Source organism: Nitrospirillum amazonense (assembly GCF_007828045.1).
Classification (GTDB): domain Bacteria; phylum Pseudomonadota; class Alphaproteobacteria; order Azospirillales; family Azospirillaceae; genus Nitrospirillum; species Nitrospirillum amazonense_C.
In genome coordinates, this window is the sequence record NZ_VITN01000004.1 from 115,298 (window position 1) to 135,460 (window position 20,163).

The following is a 20,163-nucleotide window of genomic DNA, read 5'->3' on the forward strand; positions in this document are numbered from 1 at the left end:
GTCATACTACAGTCATAGTCCAAACGGGGCGGGCCCAAGCAGGGCAAGTAGGGTGGCGGGCAGCCACCGGCCGCCGGGCCGGATTGGACGGGCGACGGGCGGCAAGCCGCGCGCCACCTCGGGGGAGGAGCCGCCGACCGGGCAAGTGTCGGGCGCGAAAAAATCAGACGGGGGCTCCATGTCAATCAGCAGGAAGGCGCGTGCGCGCGCCGGGCGTTTCACCGCGACCATCGTCGCCATCACCGCCGGGCCGCTGGCCGTCGGCCAGGCCGCGGCGCAGACCGCGTCCAGCGACACGGCGCTGACCGAGATCATCGTCACCGGCTCGCGCATCCGCAGCCCCGACGCCACCAGCGTCAGCCCCATCAGCACGGTCAGCGGCGAGGAATTGCAGCAGCGCGGCGTGACGCGGGTCGAGGACCTGATCAACACCTTGCCGCAGGCCTACGCCGACCAGGGCGCCGGCAACCGCGGCGGCACGGTGGGCGCCAGCGGCACCGCCACCATCAACCTGCGCAACCTGGGCAACCAGCGCACCCTGGTGCTGATCGACGGCCGCCGCCTGATGCAGGGCGACCCGGACCGCACCTCCGCACAGGCGCCGGACATCAACAACGTGCCGGCGGCACTGATCGAGCGCATCGACGTGGTCACGGGCGGCGCCTCCGCCGTCTACGGCTCGGACGCCCTGGCCGGTGTCGTCAACTTCGTCCTCAAGAAGGACTTCGACGGCGTCCAGGTCGACACCACCAACGGCTTCTACAGCCACACCAACAACAATCCCATCCGCGCCGTCTCGGCGGCGGCCAAGCAGGCCTATCCCGGCGGCGCCACCTTCGACGGCCCGCAGAACGACGTCTCAATCACCGCCGGCAAGAACTTCGCCGGCGGGCGCGGCAACATCACGGGCTTCTTCAGCTATCGCCACGCCGAAGGGGTGGGCACCTCGGACCGCGATTTCTCCATCTGCGGCCTGTCGGCCGGCGCCGGCGGCTATTCCTGCTCGCTGTCCAGCGCGACCTATCCGGCCCAGTTCCAGCCGCTGAACCTCAAGACGGGCGCCGCGCGCGGCACCTACACGCTGGACGGCGCCACCGGCAACACCCTGCGCACCTACAAGACGTCGGACGGCTTCAACAACGGCCCGACCTACGACCTGCAGTCGCCGGACCAGCGCTATAACCTGGACCTGTTCGGCCACTATGAATACGCGCCGGGCCACCAGGTCTATGGCGAGTTCATGTTCATGCGGGACGAGGCCGACATCCGCCTGTCACCCACCGCCGTGTTCAGCGTGGCGGAGAAGGTCAACTGCGACAATCCCTACCTGTCGGCGCAGGAGGTCAGCGTCTTCTGCACCACGGCGGGGCTGACCCCCGCCCAGACCGCCAACGTGGTGGTGTCGGAACGCGATGTGCAGGCGGGTTCGCGCCACGACTACACCACCCACACCGCCTATCGCGGCGTGCTGGGGGCGAAGGGGGACATCAGCGACGACTGGCAGTACGACGTCTACGCCCAGTACGGCCGGACCAACTATGACTCGCGGCTGACCGGCGACATCTCGCTGTCCAACTTCGCCAACGCGCTGCAGGCCGTGACCAATTCCAGCGGCCAGATCGTGTGCAAGACCGGGGCGGCCGGCTGCGTGCCCATCAACATCTTCGCCATCGGCGGCATCACGCCGGGGGCGCTGGGCTATGTGCAGCAGGACTTCTACCGCACCGGCTTCACCGAGGAAGTGGTGGCCAGCGGCGCCGTCACCGGCCAGCTGTCGGCCCTCACCAGCCCCCTGGCCCATAGCCCCCTGGGCGTGGCCTTCGGCACCGAATACCGCCGGGAGTCGATCGGCCTGACGCCGGACAGCCACTATTCCTCCAAGGACGTGGCGGGCAATTCGGGCGGTGAGTTCCCCATCTCCGGCGCCTTCGACGTGAAGGAGCTGTTCGCCGAGCTGACTGCCCCGCTGGTCCAGGACCGGCCCTTCTTCCACAGCCTGTCGCTGAACGCCGGCGCCCGCTATTCCGACTACAGCACCGCCGGCGACACCACCGCCTATAAGGCCGGTGGCGAGTGGGCGCCAGACACCAATATCCGTTTCCGCGGCAGCTTCCAGCGCGCGGTGCGCGCGCCCAACCTGGTGGAACTGTACGGGCCGCAGCAGATCACCACCGCCAACCTGACCGATCCCTGCGAAGGCGCCCACCCCACCGCCAGCCTGGCGGCCTGCCAGGCCTCCGGCGTGACGGCCGCTCAGTACGGCAACATCGCCCCGGCGGCGGGGCAGAAGTCCGGCGCCATGATCGGCGGCAACCCGGGCCTGCGGCCGGAAGAGTCCAACACGGTGTCGTTCGGGACCCAGATTACCCCCTCCTTCCTGCCGGGCGTGACGCTTACCGCCGATTATTTCGATATCGATGTGAAAAAGCTGATCTCGACCGTGCCGGCCACGATCGAACTCAGCCAGTGCATCGCCACCGGCACCTTCTGCAACCTAGTGGTCCGCAACCCCACCACCGGCTCGCTGGTCACCAGCGGCTATGTGGTCACCACCTACATCAACGCCGGCTATCTCGACACGTCGGGCGTCGATTTCTCGCTGTCCGCCAAATATGACGTGGCCGACCTGATCGGCGTGAACGGCCTGGGCCGGGTGGGGCTGAACTTCTCCGGCACCTTCACCGACAAGTATGAGATCCAGGTGCTGCCCAACACGCCCTCCTACCGGTGCGAGGGCTACTTCGGTGTCACCTGCGGCATGCCCATCCCCAAATGGCGCCACCGCATGGTGGTCGACTGGACCCTGCCGGATGGCGTGGACCTGATGGCGACCTGGCGCTACATCGGCGGCACCCGCAACGACAAGTCCAGCAGCGCTGTCTACCTGGCGGGCGCCTACCAGCCCTACGACGCCACGTTGCCCAGCGTCAGCTACCTGGACCTGGGCGTGTCTTTGGCCCTGACCGACGACATCAGCCTGCGGGTGGGCGTCAACAACGTGTTCGACAAGGACCCGCCCCTGACCGCCAGCACCGGCGGCCAGGTTTCCAATGGCGCTTTCTACAGCGGCATCTACGATGCCCTGGGGCGCTATGTCTTCACGAACGTCAGCGCGCGGTTCTGATGGGCCAAGGGGGAACGATGATGAAGCTCGTTCATGCCGCGCGCGCCGCGGCGCTGGTCCTCTCCCTGGGCGCGGCCTCTGGGGGCGCGGCCTCTGGCGGCGCGGCGGTTCCCGCCGCCGCGTCCGACAAGACCCTGGTCTATTTCGACAATGATTTTCTGGGCCCGGGGCAGAGCAACATCCAGGCCATGATCCCGCTGCTGCGCGACCCCAAGGTCGAACTGCTGGGGGTGGGCGTCGTCACCGGCGATGCCTGGCTGCAGGAGGAAACGCGGCACCTGCTGCGTTTCCTGGAGGTCGCCGGCCAGCCGGACGTTCCGGTGGCAAAGGGGGCGGAGATGCCCCTGCTGCGCACCCAGGGCGAGATGCGGGCCTGGGAACAGCGCTACGGCGCCATTCCCTGGAAGGGGGCCTGGAACGCGCCGCGCCCCGGCCGGGCCTATCACCCTGACGACCCGGCGCTGGTGCCGCCCCTGCCGGAAGGCGAGCCGCGGATCGCGGCGGTGCCGGAGGATGCGGCGCACCTGCTGATCAGCCTCGTGCGGGCCCACCCGGGCGAGGTCACCGTCATCACCGCCGGACCGCTGACCAACATCGCCCTGGCGCTGCGCCTGGCGCCCGACCTGCCGTCCCTGGCCAAGGAGATCGTGGTCGAGGGCGGGGGGCTGGACCTGGCCGTGGCCCGGGTCACCGGCAACACCGACTACGCCACCGACTTCAACTTCCTGTTCGATCCCGAGGCGGCGCACATCGTGCTGACCGCGCCGTGGAGGAAGATCACCGTCATGGGCAACGTCACCGGCAGCGTCAAGGTGACGCCGGAGCTGGTCGGCCAGGTGGCGTCGGCCGGCACGCCGCTGGCCCGCTATTTCCATGACTACGCCAAGGTCGGCCAGCCGCTGTGGGATGAGCTGACCACGGCCGTCGCCATCGACCGCTCCCTGGTCACGGAGGAGCTGGTGGCCCGCATGGATATCGACTTGCTGCCGGGGCCGGCCTATGGCACGGCGCAGATCTGGAAGGATGAGTTCGCCCCGCACCAGGGGGAGCAGACGGTGCACATCGTGCAGAAGGTGGACACCGCCCGCTTCCTGTCCGTGTTCACGGCCCAGGCGCGGAAATGAGGGGCGCGGAAATGAGGGGCCCGGCGATAAAGGCGCTGCTCGACCGCCGCTTCCACCTGGGCCAGCGCGGCACCAGCGTGGGGCGGGAAGGCGTCGCCGGGCTTACCGCCTTCATGGCGGCGGCCTACCTGATCGTGGTGATTCCGTCGCTGCTGGCCAGCGGCGGCATGGATCGCGGGGCGGCCACCACCGCCGCCATCGTCGTCATGGCCGCGGGCAGCCTGTTCATGGGGCTGTACGGCAACCTGCCCTTCATCGTGGGGCCGGGCCTGGGCGGCTCGGCCATCCTGGGCATCACCCTGGCCCAGACCGAGCACATTCCCTGGCCGGCGGGCCTGGGCATCGCCCTGCTGTCGGGTGTCCTGTTCCTGGTGATGACCCTGACCGGGGCGCGCACCCTGGTGATGCGCCTGGTGCCCGCCCCCATCAAGCTGGGCCTGGGGGCGTCGCTGGGCCTGTTCATCGCGCTGCTGGGCTGCCGCGACGCCGGCATGGTGGCGCTGAACACCAAGAGCGTGGCGCTGTCGCTGGGGGATTTCAGCCAGCCCGGACCCATCGTCGCCCTGATCGGCCTGGGTGTCGCCGTGGCCCTGCAGGCGCGCCGGCTGCCCGGCGCCATGCTGGCGGGCATCGTGGCGGCCACGCTGGCGGGCATCCCGCTGGGGCTGACGGTGCTGCCGTCCTCCCTCGTGGCCTTGCCCCGGTCCTTCCAGCCCATCTCGTTCCAGGTGGATATCGGCAGCGCCTTTTCGCTGACGGCCTTGCCCTATCTGTTCGCCTTCTTCGCGGGGGAGTTCTTTTCCACCCTGGGCACCACGCTGGCCGTGGGCGCCAAGGCGTCGCTGACCGATGAGCACGGCAACCTGCCGGGCATCGAGCGGCCCTTCCTGGTGGATTCCGTGATGGCGACGCTGGGCCCGCTGATCGGCATCCCGTCGGGCACGGCCCTGGTGGAATCCGCGGCCGGGGTGGAGGCGGGGGGTCGGACCGGCCTGACCTCGACCTCCGCGGCGCTGTGCTTCCTCGCCACCCTGTTGATCACGCCGCTGGTGATGGCGGTGCCCCGGCAGGCGACGGCGCCGGCGCTGATCCTGACCGGCCTGTCCATGTTCGGCACCATCCGCCACCTGGTGGCCGATGAGATCGGCGACCTGCTGCCGGCCCTGGTCATGGTGCTGGTGACCCTGGTGGCCAACAATTTCGGCACCGGCATCGCCGCCGGCATCCTGGCCTACGTCCTGGTGCAGATCCTTGCCGGGCGGGTGGCCCGCGTGCCGGTCGGGCTGCTGATCCTGTCCGTTCCGCTCGGCTATTACTTCTATGTCGCCGCGACCCGGCATTGAGCCGCCGCAGCGCTTATCATGGGCCTTTCATGACCATTCCCATCGCAGACACGCTTGCCACCGTGCCGCCGGCGCGGACCGGCCGCACGGTCACCGAGGCGCAGCGTGCCTTCTTCCGCGCGATGCCCAAGGTGGAGCTGCATTGCCACCTGCTGGGGGCGGTGCGGCCGCAAACCTTCGCCGACTTGGCGGCCAAGCACGGCGCGCCCGTAACCGGGGTGGAGATCGAGGCGTTCTACCGGCGCGGGGCCAAGCCCGTGGGCGTCCTGCACGTGCTGCGCGCCCTGGAACGCCACCTGCTGCTGGAACCGGACGACTTCCGCCGCATCGCCTACGAATACCTGGCGGATGCGGCGGCGGAGAACGTGCGCCATGCCGAGTTCTTCTGGAACCCCACCGCCACCCTGCGCGACACCGGCCTGGCCTATCGCGAGGTGCAGGCGGCCCTGGTCGCCGGCATCGCCGAGGCGACGGCCGACCATGGCATCAGCGGCCTGCTGATCCCGTCCATCGACCGCGAGGCCGATCCGGCCGCGGCGCTGGAGATGGTGGAACTGATGGCCGCCGTTCGCCATCCGCTGGTGCCCGGCATCGGCATCGATTATCGCGAGACGGATCGGCCGCCTGAGCTGTTCGCCGAGGCCTATGCCTTGGCCCGTCGCCAGGGCCTGCGCCTCACCGCCCACGCGGGGGAGTTCGGCACGCCCTGGCATAATGTGGAAACCGTGGTCGATCGCCTGGGCGTGGACCGGGTCGACCACGGCTACAGCATCGTCGACAACCCCGACCTGATGCGCCATTGCGCCGAGCGCCGCATGGTCTTCACGGTGGTGCCGACCAACTCCTACTACCTGCGCACCCTGGCGCCGGAGCGGTGGGCGGCCGAGCATCCCATCCGCCGCATGGCCGCCGCCGGCCTGGCCATCCACCCCAACACCGACGACCCGACCCTGCACCGGGTGAGCCCGGCAGGGGCGTGGGAGCTGATGTACAGCCACCTGGGCTTCGGCATTCCCGACCTGCGCGGCATGATGGCCGCCGGAATCGCCGGCAGCTGGGCCGATGCCGGGCAGCGGTCCGCCTGGCATGCCCAGTGGCCGTCGCTGTTCGACACCCTGGCGGCGGGGCTGGATTGGGAACCTTCTGCCCTATGACCGGCGCGACCCTGCAGGTCATCCGACTCAGCCGGGACGCCGCCGCGTCGGTGCCGCCCGCCACGGCGGCGATGGTCCGCCGCTGCATCCTGGATTGGTTCGGCTTAGCGATCGCGGGGGCGGACGAACCTGTCTCCCGCGCCTTGCGGACCTTGGCCCTGGCCGAAGGCGGGCGGTCGGCGGCTACCGTCATGGGTGGCCAAGGCGGCCAGGGCGTGACCGTGCGCCAGGCGGCCTTCCTCAACGCCGTGGCGGGCCACGCGCTGGATTATGACGACGTCTCGCTGGCCATGCATGTCCACCCCACCACCGTCATCCTGCCGCCGCTGCTGGCGCTGGCGGAGGAACGGGCGCTGGGGGGCGGGGCGGTGATGGCGGCCTTCGTCGCCGGGTATGAGGCGGCGGGCATGATCGGGCGCTGGCTGGGGGCGGGGCCCTACGACCGCGGCTTCCACATGACCGGCACCCTGGGCGCCCTGGGGGCTGCCGCCGCCTGCGCCCACCTGCTGGGCCTGGATGAGGAGGCGACCGCCCGGGCCTATGGGCTGGCGGCGTCACAGGCGGCGGGGCTGAAGGCGCAATTCGGCACCATGGCCAAGCCCATCCACGCCGGCCGGGCGGCCGAGGCCGGGCTGTGCGCCGCCCTATGGGCCGAGGCGGGAATTTCCAGCCGCGCCGACATCCTGGAGGCGCCCCAGGGCTACGCCGCCACGCAATTCGCCATTCCCGCCGGCCCCATCACCTGGGACGGCCATGAGTTGGACCGTAATTCCTTCAAATACCACGCCTCTTGCTTCGGTACCCATGGCGCCATCGAGGCGATCGCGGCGCTGCGCGCGCAGGGCCTGGAACCCAGGGACGTGCGGCAGGTGCGCCTGACCGTCGACGCCGGTGCCGACCGCATGTGCAACATCGCCACCCCCCGCACCGGCACGGAGGCGAAGTTCAGCCTGCGCTTCGTCGCCGCCTTGGCTCTGTCGGGCGCGGACACCGGCAGGTCCGGGCTGTTCACCGATGCCGTGACGGCCCGGCCGGACCTGGTCGCCCTGCGGGACCGGGTGACGGTGGCGTTCGGCCCCCGGGATTGGCCGCCCGACCTGGCGGCGGTTGAGGTCACCCTGGCCGACGGATCGCGCCGCGAGGCGCGTTGCGACACCAGTTTGATCGGCGCCGATGACGACCGCCTGCGCGCCAAGTTCCTGCATCTGGCGGGCACGCTGCCGGATGGGCACGCGCACCTTCTGGCCGGCCAGGTGGCCGGCATCGAGGCCGTGACGGATCTGCGGGCGCTGTGCCGCCTGGGACTGAGGACGGGGTAGGGTGGAGGCCTGACCCTTTTTCAACGAAGGGGCGAAAGGGGCCTTATGCCCGCCACATTCCGGCGCGCATGATCCTGGCAATCCTGTTCCACGCTTCCGGGTGCAAGCCCCGGGGTGGCGGTCTTGCGCGGTGGGGCGCGGGACCGTTACAGTATTGCATAAATGGGGGATGGAATGCGCGACAGGCTCATCAGGCGCTGGGAAATGGGGCGTGCGGTCTGGGTGCTGCTGACGCTGGCGGTCTTCCTGGGCCTGTTGCTCTGGGCGCGCACCGGCGGGGCCGCACCGGCGCCGGCCCGGACCTACAGCCCCGAATTGGTGGCGCGCAATTACATGGCGCCCGGGGGTGCCCAGCCGACCCATGCGCTGACCATCGGCAGCCTGGACATCACGGTGAAGATCATCGGCGGGGTGGCGCGCACCACGCTGTCGGCCACCTTCGCCAACCCCACCATGGCGGCGGTGGAGGGCGATTTCACCCTGGACCTGCCGGCGGGTTCCGTCGTCACCGGCTATGCGCTGGACGTGAACGGCCAGATGGCCGACAGCGTGCTGGTGGCTAAGCGCGCCGCCACGCTGGCCTATCAAAAGCAGGTGCGGCGCGGCGTTGATCCCGGCCTGGCGGAGGTGACGCGCGACAACGCCTTCCGCACCCATGTCTTTCCCATCTTCCCCAACCGGGGCCGCACCGTGCGGGTCGAGTTCGCCACCCCCATCGGCACGGACCAGCCCTATATCCTGCCGCTGGCGACCTTGGACCCGGTGGCCAAGGTCAACCTGCTGGTCATCGATGTCGATGCCGCCGCCGCGCCGGCCCTGGCGGGGCCGGACGGGCTGGACCTACACTGGGCCCCCGGCACGGGTGGGTTGGAGGCGCGGGCGAACGCCAGCGGTGTCACCCTGGGCGGCGCCCTCACCATCGGCGGCATGCCGCCGGTGGCCCCGGTGGTGCTGACCCGGCATCACAGTGGCGATACCTTTTTCGAGGTCTATGCCGCCGTGCCCGCCGGCGGTAATGGCGGCGCCAAGCCCACCGGCCGCGTGCGCGTCTATTGGGACCGGTCGCTATCGCGGCAGGAGACGGCGCCGGCGGAGCTGGAGCTGTTGCAGCGCTATCTGGCGGCGGTGGGCCCGAAAGTGGTGGATGTGGTGCTGTTCGCCGACGACACGCCGCGCGTGCTGTCCTTCAGCAGCGCCACGGCGGCGGACGAGGCGGTGGGCGCCCTGCGGGCCGTGAGCTACGGCGGCGCCACCTCCCTGCAAGGGGTGCTAAAGGCGGCGCCGGCGCCGGCCGACGCCTGCCTGTTCTTCTCCGACGGGCGGGTGACCGTGGACGCCTACCAGGCGGAACGGGTGAACTGCCCGCTGTTCACCCTGTCCAGCGGCGCCGACGCCGACCACGGCTTCCTGGCGGCGCTGGCCCGCAAGTCGGGCGGGGAGCATCTGGACCTGCGGGCGCGCGGTGTGGACGCGGCGCTGGCGCGCCTGACCAGCCCGGCCAGCCGCGCCATCGACGTGAAGGCGGCGGACGGCACGGCGCTGGACTTCACGGTGCTGCCGGCGGCACCCGATTGGGTGCGCGTCGTCGGTCGCGCCCCGCCGTCGCTGGGCGCCGTCAAGGTGACGCTGGCTGACGGGTACGCCCTATCCTTCGACCTGGACGATTTGCCAACGGTGGCGGACGACGCCCTGGGCGCGTTGTGGGCCGCCGACCGCGTGGCGGAGATGACGGCGTCCGACCGGCCGGATCAGAAGGCGGCCGTGGGCTTCGCCCGGCGCTACAGCGTCGCCGGCGGCGGCGCCGTCTTCCTGGTGCTGGAGCGGCTGCAGGACTATGTCGATGCCGACATCGCCCCGCCCGACAGCCTGGGCAAGGACCTGCAGAACCAGTTCGCCGCTGCGCGGGCCCGCGCCCAGCAGATCAAGGACATCGCCGCCGCCAACCGTCTGGGCCAGGTGGTTTCCGCCTGGCAGGAGCAGAAGGACTGGTGGGCCGGCCGCCGGCCCCCGCCGCCGCCGGCCCTTCCACCCCCACCGACGCAAGTCGTCACGAACAGCGCCACGGTTCGGCCAGTGCCGCCGCCCATGCCCATGCCGGCGCCCGCGCCGCCGCCGGTGGTCATGACGGCCAAGCCGCCGGTGGTGGCGCCGCCGCCGGCGCCCATCGTGGCGCCACCACCGCCGCCGCCGCAGGCGGTGCGCCCACCCGCCTTCGCGCCGCCGGTGGAGGTCAATATCGAGACCCCGCCGCCACCAGCCATGGCGGCGCCGGCGCCCAGGGCACCCATCGCCGGCCGCGCGGTGGACCAGGTGGTCGTCACCGCCAGCCGCGCGAACGGCCAGTCTGGTGGCGACAGTGCCGGCGCCATCGAGGTGGCGCCGTGGGATCCCAACCGCCCCTATATCCGTGAACTCAAGGAGCATCTGGCGGACGCCGAGGAGTTCCGGGCGGCGGTCACCACCCAGGCCGCCCGGTACGGCAGCCTGCCGGCCTTTTACCTGGACGTGGCGGAGTTGTTGTTCCGCAGCGGCAAGGCGGCCGAGGCCGCGTCCATGGCGCTGAGCGCCCTGGAACTGCCCAGCGCCGACACCGGCACGCTGATCATCGTGGCCGACGACCTGATGCGCTTTGGGCAGGAGGCCCGCGCCATTTGGCTGTATGAGAAGGTGCTGTACCTGGATGGCGACCGGCCCCAGCCCCGGCGCAGCCTGGCCCTCGCCTTGATTGACCGGGCGGAGCGGGCGGCCAGGCGCGGCGCCCCGGCGGCGTCGGTGCGGGCGGATTACGAACGGGCCATGCGCCTGCTGAACGAGGTCATCACCCGCACTTGGGATCCCGCCTACACCGGCATCGAGATGGTGGCCCTGATGGAGGCCAACCGCATCCTGCCGCGCCTGGAAAAGCTGGGCGTGCGCGACATCCCGCTGGATGCCCGCCTGCGGGACAAGCTGGACGTGGATCTGCGTGTGGTCCTGGAATGGAACGTGGATGCCACGGACATGGATTTGTGGGTGGATGAACCCTTGGGTGAGCGCGCCATCTACAGCCATCCCCGCACCGCCATCGGCGGCCGGCTGTCGCACGACATGACCCAGGGCTATGGGCCGGAGGAATATCTGCTGCGCCGGGCGCCCGGCGGTGAATACACCATCAGCGCCAACATCTACCGCACCGACCGCCTGAACCCGAACGGGCCCATCACCGTGCGCGCCCACCTCTACCGCAACTACCAGCGGCCGACGGAGGAGGCGCAGGTGATGCAGATCGAGCTGAAGCCGGGTGAGGACGGCACGCGCGTGGTGGGCCGGGTGACCGTGGGCGGCGGAACCGCGGCGGCGGGCGGGTCGCAGGGGCCTTGAGCCCTGGGTCCGCTTTTCCGGGGCTTGCCAGGCTGGTGGCGCCAAGGGGGGGGTGTCGCCGCTTTCGGGGCGGGGAATAGGGGGCATGCCGAATACGGGCGACGGACGGATGGCGTCTTGCCGGATAAGGATGATCCCATCCTTCTTGAGGAATGTCGCCATGATCCCGACCGCGCCGCTTCCGACCCTGACGCCCGAGCAGGTGGTGGACGGCCAGTTGCGCGCTTACAACGCCAAGGATATCGACAGCTTCATGGACTACTGGGCGTTGGATGCCCGCATCTACCAGCATCCCGACACGCTGCTGGCCAGCGGGGCGGATGAGATCCGGGCGCGCCACGTCGTCCGCTTCCGGGAGCCCAACGTGCACGGCCGCCTGTTGCATCGCGTGGCGGTGGGCGCGACCGTCGTGGACCATGAGGTGGTGACCCGCACCTTCGCCGACGGGCCAGGCACGGTGGAGGTCATCGGCATCTATGAGGTGCTGGCCGGCCGTATCAGCCGCGCCTGGTTCGCATCTGGGGCGCCGGTGCTGGCATGAGGCGCGTCGGCCTCGAAGAACGTTCCATTCCGCATTGAACGAAGGATCAGCCGCCGTGGCCATCACCCTCTATGGCATCAAGAACTGCAACACCATGAAGAAGGCCCGCGACTGGCTGGCCCGGCGCGGCATCGACTACGCCTTCCATGACTATAAGGCGGTGGGCATAGACGCGGCGCGGCTGCAGGAATGGTGCGCCGCGCTGGGTTGGGAAACGGTGTTGAACCGGGCCGGCACCACCTTCCGCGCGCTGCCCGACGCCGACCGCCAGGACCTCGACGCCGCCAAGGCGGTGGCCCTGATGGCGGCCCAGCCCTCCATGATCAAGCGCCCGATTCTGGACCTGGACGGCACGCTCATGGCCGGCTTCAAGCCCGAACGGTATGAAGAGGCGTTCGCCCGCGTCGGGCGCTGAACCCATTCCTGGGGGCTTGGTCATGATCCAGCCCCCAGGGATTGAATGTTCTCACGGCGAGTCCAAAAAAGGAACATGATGAGAACATTTCCGCTTGTGGTTCTCGGAACGTTCTGGCAACACTAAGCCCATGAACGGCTGGGCGTGAGAGTACGCCGGCTCCGGATAGACAAACGGTGGAGGGGTGAATGGCGTACATTGCGGTCCACGACACGATGCACGGTGTCGGCTTTGCCCCGAAATCCACGCTGCTGAGCCGCCGCGCCCTTGGCCGCGCAGGCGCGAACGGTGGGCGTCTGGTGCGGGACTTCTTGGCGCTGGCCAGCCTGTTCGCCACCCTCTACGGCGCCGTGCTGATCCTGGGCGCCGCCATGGGCGGCTGAGTCGCCACTTCTTTCGAGCTGCCGTCTCTTAGGCGGCGATCCAAATGAAAACGCCCCGCCCGAGGAAACCCGGGCGGGGCGTTTTCGCATTCAGCGCAAGCGAGTGCTGAAAGCCGGGGCATAAGCCCACCGGGCTCAGCGGCGCTGAGCCCGGTGGTAGGGGATGGGGATGGGCCGGGCCGCATGCTCTTCCTTGCGGCTGGCCGACATCTCGATCTCCATGCGGGCGATCACCTTGCGCAGCTCATGCAGCGCGTCGGTCAGGCCCTGCATGCCGCCTTCGGGATTGGCCTTCCAGGCGGTATAGGCCTCAGCGCTGCGCTGCGCGGCTGCGATCATGCGCTGGTCGGCCGGTTCCGTCGGCGTCTCGGCCGCTTCCAGGCGGGCGGCGTTGCGCTGCTGCTGGCGGTAGGGATATTCCGAACCCACCGGACGATCGCTGTTGTAAGGACGGTCCAGCAACTGGTCCATGCTGTCGGTGTCGACCGGGGCGCGGTTGCCCTGGCGGTCGCCATAGGGGCGCTGGCCCTGGCTGACGGCCGGCGGCTGGCTGCGTTCCTGGGCGGCATTGGCCACGGCGGCGCCGGTCAGGGTGCGGCGCTCGCCCCGCTGCGGACGATCACCGAAGCGGTCGCCCCGGGGCTGTTCCCCCTCGGGGCGCTCGGCCCGCGGTTCACGCTCCGGACGGCCTTCGCGACCCTCATAGGAACGAGTCTCCTGGGAGCGGCCCTCGTGCGAACGGCCCTCGTGCGAACGAATGGGGCGTTCGCCACGGGGGCCGCGCTCACCGGCGGCGCGCGGGGGGCGCGGCGGCTGTTCGGCGACGGGAGCGGCTTCCACGGGGGTGGGGGCCACGGGGGGGGCTTCCACGGCGGCGGCGGGCGCTTGTGGCGCCGCCGGCGCTTCCATTACCACCGGCTGCTCCAGGGGCAGGGCCGGGGCGGGGGCGGCGGGCGCCACCGCCTTGGGGGCGCGTGCCGGCTTGGGCGCGGGGGCCGCTTCCACGGCTGGCGCGGGGGCGGTGTCGCCCTCACCGGGCTGCGCCGTTTCGGCCTTGCGCACGATATACGAAATGGCGCTGGGCGTGCAGTCGAACTCACGGGCGATGGCCGACAGCGTGGCGCCGGCGCGATACCGTTCCAGAATGGACGGCCAAGCCGACTGCGGGATGCGACCGCGCCGCTTGGGGGCGTCGCCATCGGCTTCTTTCTCCACGCCTTCTTGGTTCTGGATATCGCTAGGCTGCCACAGGGGCTCTTGGGTCATGTCTGTCACACATCATTCAAAAGGCCGGCAGCCGAACGATGGGGGGCTGACCCGGCGGTCACGGACGGGTGTGTGCAAGGCGCGCCGTCGACACGGGCCAAAGCCCGCCGTGGCGGCGCCCCTGATGTCGTCGCCGTTTTACAACGACGGACCACACCTTTTAAAAGCGATATTCAAAACCCCTAAGTATTCCGGTGTCTTTTTAAGCAAAGACCAGGATACCGACGCGGCGCCACACGGGTATGCGCCCGACGGGCGACGACGCAAGGTTTATGAAAATCCAGTTGAACTGAAGTGCCGGGTCGCCGTTGCGAATGTCCGTCAGGGCTGGCCGGTGACACCCAAGTCCTGACCTTTATTTAAAAGAAAATCCTTGGACTGCAAGCGCTGATTCCATCGTCATCGCTCTTTTTTAAAAACCTCATTCGCCGACTCGCCCGCAGCCCCCCGGATGGCCGTACCGACGGCCGTGTCGGCAGGCCGTCGGCCTAGGCGGAATGGAGGGCGCCTCACCCGGAAGGCCAGAGTCCCCGGGCGTTTCGGTGCCGGGGGCCTGTACACCGTTGCCACCGTCTTCCTTGAAGCCCATCCTCCCGCGACTCAGGATCCCTATCCCGGCCCACCTTGCCGTCCGGGGGTGGCGCTGCTATGCCCATGGGCCATGGCCAAGCGATCCGCACCCTCCCGTTCCGCCGCATCCGCCCGTCAAAGCGGCAGCCGCCCGAAGAGCGCCCGCCGCACGGCAGGCTCTGCGCGCAAGGTGCCGGCCGCGCCCCCGCCGGTATCCGCCCGCATCACGCCCCGGGCCCGGTGGCATATGGCGGCGGCGGCCCAGGTGATCGTCGGCGCGGTGCTCATCTTGGCTTCACCCGCGCTGTGGGCGGCCATCGTCGCCCTGCTGCTGTTCGCGGCGGCGGCCGGCACCCTGATCCGGGCCCGTCGCCAGGCCTGACCGCCCTTTCCAAGACGGCCCCCCAATGATGCCCCCGGACGGGCCATCCGCCGATAAGGTTAGCGCTGGATAGGCCAAAGCCAGGCGGCGCCGCGCACGCCGCTGGAGTCACCATGCCGCGCCGGGCGGATGGGCGTGCTGACATCGGGGGAGAAACACCAGGCCGCCAGCCGCCGCGGCAGGCGCTCATAAAGATGGGCCATGTTGGACAGGCCGCCGCCCAGGATGATGACATCCGGATCCAACAGATTGACCACGCCGGCCAGCCCGCGCGCCAGCCGGTCGACATGGCGGTCCAGGGCCGCCTGCGCCGGGCCGTCGCCGCCCGCGGCCAGGGCGGCCACCTCCAACGCCGTCAGGGCGCGGCCGGTGGCGCGGGTGTGGTCGTCGGCCAGCCCGGGCCCGGAGACCCAGGTTTCCAGGCAGCCCCGACGGCCGCAGTAGCAGGCGGGGCCAGGCCGTTCGTCCTCTTTCATCCCAGGCTCCTCGCCAGGCGCGTCCGGTGGCCGCGGCCAGGGCAGGGGACTGTGGCCCCATTCGCCCGCGGCGGCGTGCCGGCCGGTGATGATGCGTCCGTCCACCACCACGCCCCCGCCACAGCCGGTGCCCAGGATGGCGGCGAAGACGGTGCGACAGCCGGCGCCGGCCCCATCGGCGGCTTCTGACAGGGCCAGGCAGTTGGCGTCATTTTGCAGCCGGACAGGCCGGCCGATGGCTGCCGTCAGGTCACGGTCCAGCGCATGGCCGTTCAGCCAGGTGGAATTGGCGTTCTTCACCAGGCCGGTGAGGGGGGACAGGACGCCGGGTATGCCGACGCCCACGCTGGCCGGGGCCGGCGCCCCGACCTCGGCATCCAGCCAGGCGATAAGCCCGGCCACCGCGGCCAGGGTGGCGCCGTAATCGTCGCGGGGCGCCGGAATGCGGCGGCGGGCCAACTCCTCCCCCTGGTCGCCCAGGGCCAGCCCTTCGATCTTCGTCCCGCCCAGGTCGATGCCAATCCGGGCCATGGCGCTTCCTCATTTTTTATGGAACGGTCATGCCCAGGACCCCGCCCTTATGGGCTAGGTCGCGCCCGACTCTTGCTCATGGTGGGCATGCGGGGCTAAAAGTACAAGATGTGGTGGATGCGGGGGCCTGATCGCGGGCGTTCCCCCTGGCCTTGACCGGCGTGGGGGATGTCTTCATGGGGATGTGCCGCGCCGCCGCCACGATGCCGATCGTTCCGATACTGATATGGATACCCGCGCCATGACGCGTGCCCGTTTGCTCGCCGCCCCCCTCCTGTCCCTTGCGCTGGCCGCCGCCGTAAGCGCGCCGGCCTTCGCCGCCGACAAGACGACCCCGGCCAAGAAGGCCGCGGCATCCAAGAAGGCCGCACCGGAAAAGGCCGCCAAGACACCCCCCAAGGCGGCCAAGGTGTCCGGGCCCTGCTATTCCCCGACGGAGTTTGATGCCGAACAGGCCATCCGCTACCACACCCGCCTGATGGTGATCGGCCTGACCTGCCAGCAGCTGGGCGGGAACTACGAAGGCCTTTATGTGCGCTACAAGAAGTTCACGCTGGCGCATAGGACGCAGATCATCGCTTGGGAAGACTCGCTGATCGCCCACTACCGCAAGACGACCAAGGGCAACCCCAACCGCGCGCTGGACACCCTGCGCACCCACTTGGCCAATGAGATGTCGCAGCACATCGCTGCTGTCTCTACGGACATCTACTGCGCCCAGCATGCCGATATGCTGGCCCAGGCTGAGCTGATGAGCGACGCCGACGTGGTGAAGACCGTCACCAACGACGCCGTCGTCCGCGTGTCGGAGCTGCCGCGCTGCGACCTGCCGCCACCGGTCATGACTGCCGCCACGGCCAGCGACCGCATCACCGGTCCCACCCCCGCGGTCGCGATTCCCACCGCCGCCGCGAAGGACGCCGGCGGTGCGGCCAGTGGCGCGTCCCACTAACGTCAGCGCCACAGGTCATAAGGCCCATGCCCGAATTTCCGGGTGTGGGCCTAAGAGCCAGCCCGGGTGGGGGATAACAAAGGGCTGGTGACAAAGTAACGCTATGCCCATAAGCGTGGTGGAAATCGTAATGCCGGGGATTGTTTAATCCTCTCCGCAAGTCGGCGCCCTCCCCGTGAGGCGCGCCTGATGAAAGGAGAATGGGTTATGCCCAATAGAATAGCTCTCCGCGAGGCTCTGGATATTACGCCCGCTGGTGATGAGCCTATTGAATTTTCGCCCATCCATGACCCCACCTCTGACCATGGAACGAAAGTCGCGCCCCCGGCCCACCCGATAAGTTCGGCGCTGCCCGATCCGATGGCATATGTCATTGAAATCGACGAGGAAGCGATGGGACTGGTGACGGTGCATCCCGACGGCATGGCCTTCCACGCGGTTCACGTGCGCGCCCAGGCCCTCGATGGGCAAGTCTTCGCCGACGCGGCGGCGGCCCGTGCTGCGGCAGAATCGGCATTTTACGGTCGTGAATAACATTGGGGCTAACTAAAGCCCTAAGACCGTGCAATATGCGAATGGCGGATGGCGCCTCCGCTACTTATGCAAACCGCGGCCCTTGAAAATCCCTGCCTCAGTTTAACCTCATTTCCATCCGATCAACGGCGTGTCCTGACGGGCCGAACGGCGTAGCTCACAAGGCTGGGTTGCTCCCCGTTCGGTGTTGAAGGATTGAATTAACTCAGGACGTTGTCTAACCCTGCCGTTCGGCGGGACAATCAAAGGCGCCATGTCCTGGCGCGAAGGGTAGTCTTAATTCAACCGAGGGTTCCTTTGGGGAGACGTACCCCTCGGTCAGAAGGAGGAGAAACGACGAATGAAACTCCGTCACTCATTACTGTGCGCGGTGTTCGCGCTCGGTCTGCCGGCCACCGCGCTGGCCCAGACCAACGAGGGCTACTACCTCGGTGCCCAGGCCGGTGTGAACTGGGCTGACAAGACCGACCTGAAGGGCCCGGCCTACACCGACAAGGCCGACTTCACGACCTCGCCCACGGGCCTGGTCGAGGGTGGCTACAAGTTCGGCAACGGCGTCCGCGTCGGTGCGGAAATCGGTTACGGTGGCAGCACCGTCGGTGACATCACCGGTGGCGGCCCGGGCCGTGCCGGCGGCGCCGGCGACCTGACCGCCCTGACCTTCATGGCCGTCACCTACTACGAGTTCAACGTCGACAGCCCGCTGCGTCCCTATGTCGGCGCCGGTATCGGTTTCGGCCGTTACAAGTTCGACGGCGTGGGCGACCTGTACACGCCGGGCCTGTCGGTGGAGACCTCCACCACTGCCTTCACCTACCAGCTGGCCGCCGGCGTCGCCTACGCGCTGAGCGACAACCTGGACTTCACCGTCGGCTACCGCTTCATGGGCACGCCGGACACCACTTACGAGCCGTCGAACGCTCCGAAGTTCAAGGCCGGCTACCAGAACCACTCGGTCCTGGTTGGCCTGCGCTACACCTTCGGTGCCCCGCCGGCTCCGGCGCCCAAGCCGACCCCGACCGTGGCTCCGCCGGCTCCCCCGCCGCCCCCGCCGCCCCCGCCCCCGCCGCCGGCTCCGTCCATCTCGCGGAACTTCACGGTGTTCTTCGACTGGGACAAGACGGACCTGTCGGCTGACGCCAAGACCGTGCTGGACAACGCCGCCAAGGACGCTGCCACCGGCCATATCACGAAGATCAACGTGACGGGCTACACCGACCGCTCCGGTTCGGACGCCTACAACCTGAAGCTCTCGATGCGCCGTGCCGAGGCTGTGAAGGCTTACCTGACGTCCAAGGGCGTCGGCGCCTCCATCGCCACCGACGGCAAGGGCGAGTCCGATCCGCTGGTCCCGACTGCGGACGGCGTGCGTGAGCCGTCCAACCGTCGCGCCGTCATCATTTTCCCCTGATCCAGTCAGGGGACCGGTGAGCGGGCCTGGGCAAACCCCAGGCCCGGCTTTCCGGCCGGATGAGAGACGACGCCTTTCGGATCTCCGGCCCCAGGCTCCCGCCATGGGGCCGGAACCGGACGGTGGAAATAAGAAAGGGGCGCCACCCGGCTGGGCGGCGCCCCTTTTCTTTTTGCGCTTGAGGCCGCGTCGGCTGCGATGGTCGCCGACGCCATGCGGGGATGGTTCGGTCAGCTCAACGGACCAATGCCGCGCTGGATGGCCCAGACGGCGGCCTGGGTGCGATTCTGCGCGCCGATTTTGCGCATCACGTTTTTGAAATGCATCTTCACCGTGGACTCGGTGATTTCCAGCCGGCGGGCGATGGATTTGTTGGATTGGCCCGCTAGCAGGCAGCCCAGGATTTGAATCTCGCGTCGCGACAGGTCGGCGGTGGCCGCCACCAGATCGGCCGGCGTGGGCCCCTGGGGCTGCTGCGCCTGGGCCACCAGGGCGGCGGCGCGCGGCGGAAACACGGCATCGCCGGCCAGGATCAGTTCCAGCGCGTCGCGCAGGGTGGCGACGCCGGATGATTTGGACAGGTGGCCGTCCATGCCGGCGAACAGGCTGGCCTTCAGCACCGAATCACTGGTGTCGGAGGTCAGCACCGCGATGCGGGTCTGGGGCGCGGACGCGCGCAGGCGCCGCAGCTCGCTGGCCACGCGCGGCGGGTCTATGCCCCAAGGATCGACCATGATCAAATCGGGCGCCGCGATGTCCCGCAGCACCTTCATTGCTTCCTCAACCGAAGGGACGGGCGGTAACAGCTGAAAGCTATCTTCCCCCAGCAATGTACCCAGTGCCGCCCCGAACAACTGATCCTGGTCGATCAGAAGAACGCTGCGGCCTGTCATTGCCTATTCCCCCATTGTGATTGCGGTCTCCCCCACCGGAGACTGTTTATTAAAAATTTTACTAACATTGTCATGGATGCTCGTGAAATGTCGACGCTAACCTGTTAACGGCCCATTTGCCCCACGGCCAGGTAATAGATCGCCAGTTCTATTGCGACAATCCTATGGGAAAGTGACCCCGAACGCCATGTTTCTGTTGCGGCATGTCTGAAAACGGGTCACAGTCTGTCACATCGTGAGGTGGATCGTTTGGCCACCCGGGAAATCGGAAGCCGCCTAGGGGGTACCACGGCGGAAATGGGGTTCTCGGGAAAAAGGTTAGGCTGCCCCATTTTGGCCGTGATCGAATGGTCATAATGGTGAAGATGTCGCTAGCCAGTCAGGG

At 68.9% G+C, this 20,163-nt stretch carries 16 protein-coding genes; 13 read left to right on the forward strand and 3 right to left on the reverse strand.

What is annotated here, in order from left to right; genetic code table 11:
* The first annotated feature begins 178 nt into the window (after positions 1-178).
* From FBZ89_RS08185 to FBZ89_RS08225, 9 genes are all read left to right on the forward strand, one after another.
* The gene (locus tag FBZ89_RS08185) at positions 179-3,124 is read left to right on the forward strand and encodes a TonB-dependent receptor domain-containing protein (protein ID WP_145749530.1); all 2,946 of its coding nucleotides are present in this window, start codon (positions 179-181) and stop codon (positions 3,122-3,124) included.
* 17 nt (positions 3,125-3,141) lie between these two features.
* Positions 3,142-4,248 (forward strand): nucleoside hydrolase, encoded by a 1,107-nt coding sequence (locus FBZ89_RS08190; protein WP_246172088.1) that lies wholly within the window; start codon positions 3,142-3,144, stop codon positions 4,246-4,248.
* An 11-nt stretch (positions 4,249-4,259) separates the two neighbouring features.
* Positions 4,260-5,591 carry an NCS2 family permease gene (locus tag FBZ89_RS08195; protein ID WP_211115151.1) on the forward strand — a complete coding sequence of 444 codons (1,332 nt, stop codon included), beginning with the start codon at positions 4,260-4,262 and terminating at the stop codon, positions 5,589-5,591.
* Between the two features lie 29 nt (positions 5,592-5,620).
* Positions 5,621-6,745 carry an adenosine deaminase family protein gene (locus FBZ89_RS08200; RefSeq protein ID WP_145749536.1) on the forward strand — a complete coding sequence of 375 codons (1,125 nt, stop codon included), beginning with the start codon at positions 5,621-5,623 and terminating at the stop codon, positions 6,743-6,745.
* The gene (locus FBZ89_RS08205) at positions 6,742-8,064 is read left to right on the forward strand and encodes an MmgE/PrpD family protein (RefSeq protein WP_145749538.1); all 1,323 of its coding nucleotides are present in this window, start codon (positions 6,742-6,744) and stop codon (positions 8,062-8,064) included. Before FBZ89_RS08200 ends, FBZ89_RS08205 begins: the two co-directional genes overlap by 4 nt.
* A 204-nt stretch (positions 8,065-8,268) precedes the next feature.
* A complete protein-coding gene (locus tag FBZ89_RS31890; protein ID WP_186457254.1) occupies positions 8,269-11,424 on the forward strand; it encodes a VIT domain-containing protein in 3,156 nt (1,051 codons plus the stop codon).
* Positions 11,425-11,584: 160 nt separating this feature from the next.
* Positions 11,585-11,965, forward strand: a complete 381-nt coding sequence (locus FBZ89_RS08215) for a nuclear transport factor 2 family protein (protein WP_145749542.1) — start codon at positions 11,585-11,587, stop codon at positions 11,963-11,965.
* Positions 11,966-12,020: 55 nt separating this feature from the next.
* A complete protein-coding gene (locus FBZ89_RS08220; protein ID WP_145749544.1) occupies positions 12,021-12,380 on the forward strand; it encodes an ArsC family reductase in 360 nt (119 codons plus the stop codon).
* A 188-nt stretch (positions 12,381-12,568) separates the two neighbouring features.
* A complete protein-coding gene (locus tag FBZ89_RS08225) occupies positions 12,569-12,763 on the forward strand; it encodes a hypothetical protein (protein WP_145749545.1) in 195 nt (64 codons plus the stop codon).
* A gap of 135 nt (positions 12,764-12,898) precedes the next feature.
* Here the strand turns inward: FBZ89_RS08225 and FBZ89_RS30765 are convergent, their stop codons facing one another.
* Positions 12,899-14,029: a hypothetical protein gene (locus FBZ89_RS30765; protein WP_186457255.1), complete on the reverse strand. Its 1,131-nt coding sequence runs from the start codon at positions 14,027-14,029 to the stop codon at positions 12,899-12,901.
* Between the two features lie 760 nt (positions 14,030-14,789).
* On the opposite strand from FBZ89_RS30765, the gene FBZ89_RS08240 reads away from it, so the two are divergent.
* Positions 14,790-14,981, forward strand: a complete 192-nt coding sequence (locus FBZ89_RS08240; protein WP_145749548.1) for a hypothetical protein — start codon at positions 14,790-14,792, stop codon at positions 14,979-14,981.
* Positions 14,982-15,040: 59 nt separating this feature from the next.
* Here the strand turns inward: FBZ89_RS08240 and FBZ89_RS08245 are convergent, their stop codons facing one another.
* The gene (locus FBZ89_RS08245) at positions 15,041-15,988 is read right to left on the reverse strand and encodes an ROK family protein (protein ID WP_145749549.1); all 948 of its coding nucleotides are present in this window, start codon (positions 15,986-15,988) and stop codon (positions 15,041-15,043) included.
* Between the two features lie 241 nt (positions 15,989-16,229).
* On the opposite strand from FBZ89_RS08245, the gene FBZ89_RS08250 reads away from it, so the two are divergent.
* From FBZ89_RS08250 to FBZ89_RS08260, 3 genes are all read left to right on the forward strand, one after another.
* Positions 16,230-16,940: a hypothetical protein gene (locus tag FBZ89_RS08250; RefSeq protein WP_145749550.1), complete on the forward strand. Its 711-nt coding sequence runs from the start codon at positions 16,230-16,232 to the stop codon at positions 16,938-16,940.
* Between the two features lie 189 nt (positions 16,941-17,129).
* Positions 17,130-17,474: a hypothetical protein gene (locus tag FBZ89_RS08255; RefSeq protein ID WP_145749551.1), complete on the forward strand. Its 345-nt coding sequence runs from the start codon at positions 17,130-17,132 to the stop codon at positions 17,472-17,474.
* A 340-nt stretch (positions 17,475-17,814) separates the two neighbouring features.
* The gene (locus tag FBZ89_RS08260; protein ID WP_145749552.1) at positions 17,815-18,885 is read left to right on the forward strand and encodes an OmpA family protein; all 1,071 of its coding nucleotides are present in this window, start codon (positions 17,815-17,817) and stop codon (positions 18,883-18,885) included.
* 230 nt (positions 18,886-19,115) lie between these two features.
* Here FBZ89_RS08260 and FBZ89_RS08265 read toward each other — a convergent pair whose 3' ends face one another.
* Positions 19,116-19,778: a LuxR C-terminal-related transcriptional regulator gene (locus tag FBZ89_RS08265; RefSeq protein ID WP_004272649.1), complete on the reverse strand. Its 663-nt coding sequence runs from the start codon at positions 19,776-19,778 to the stop codon at positions 19,116-19,118.
* Positions 19,779-20,163 lie beyond the last annotated feature (385 nt).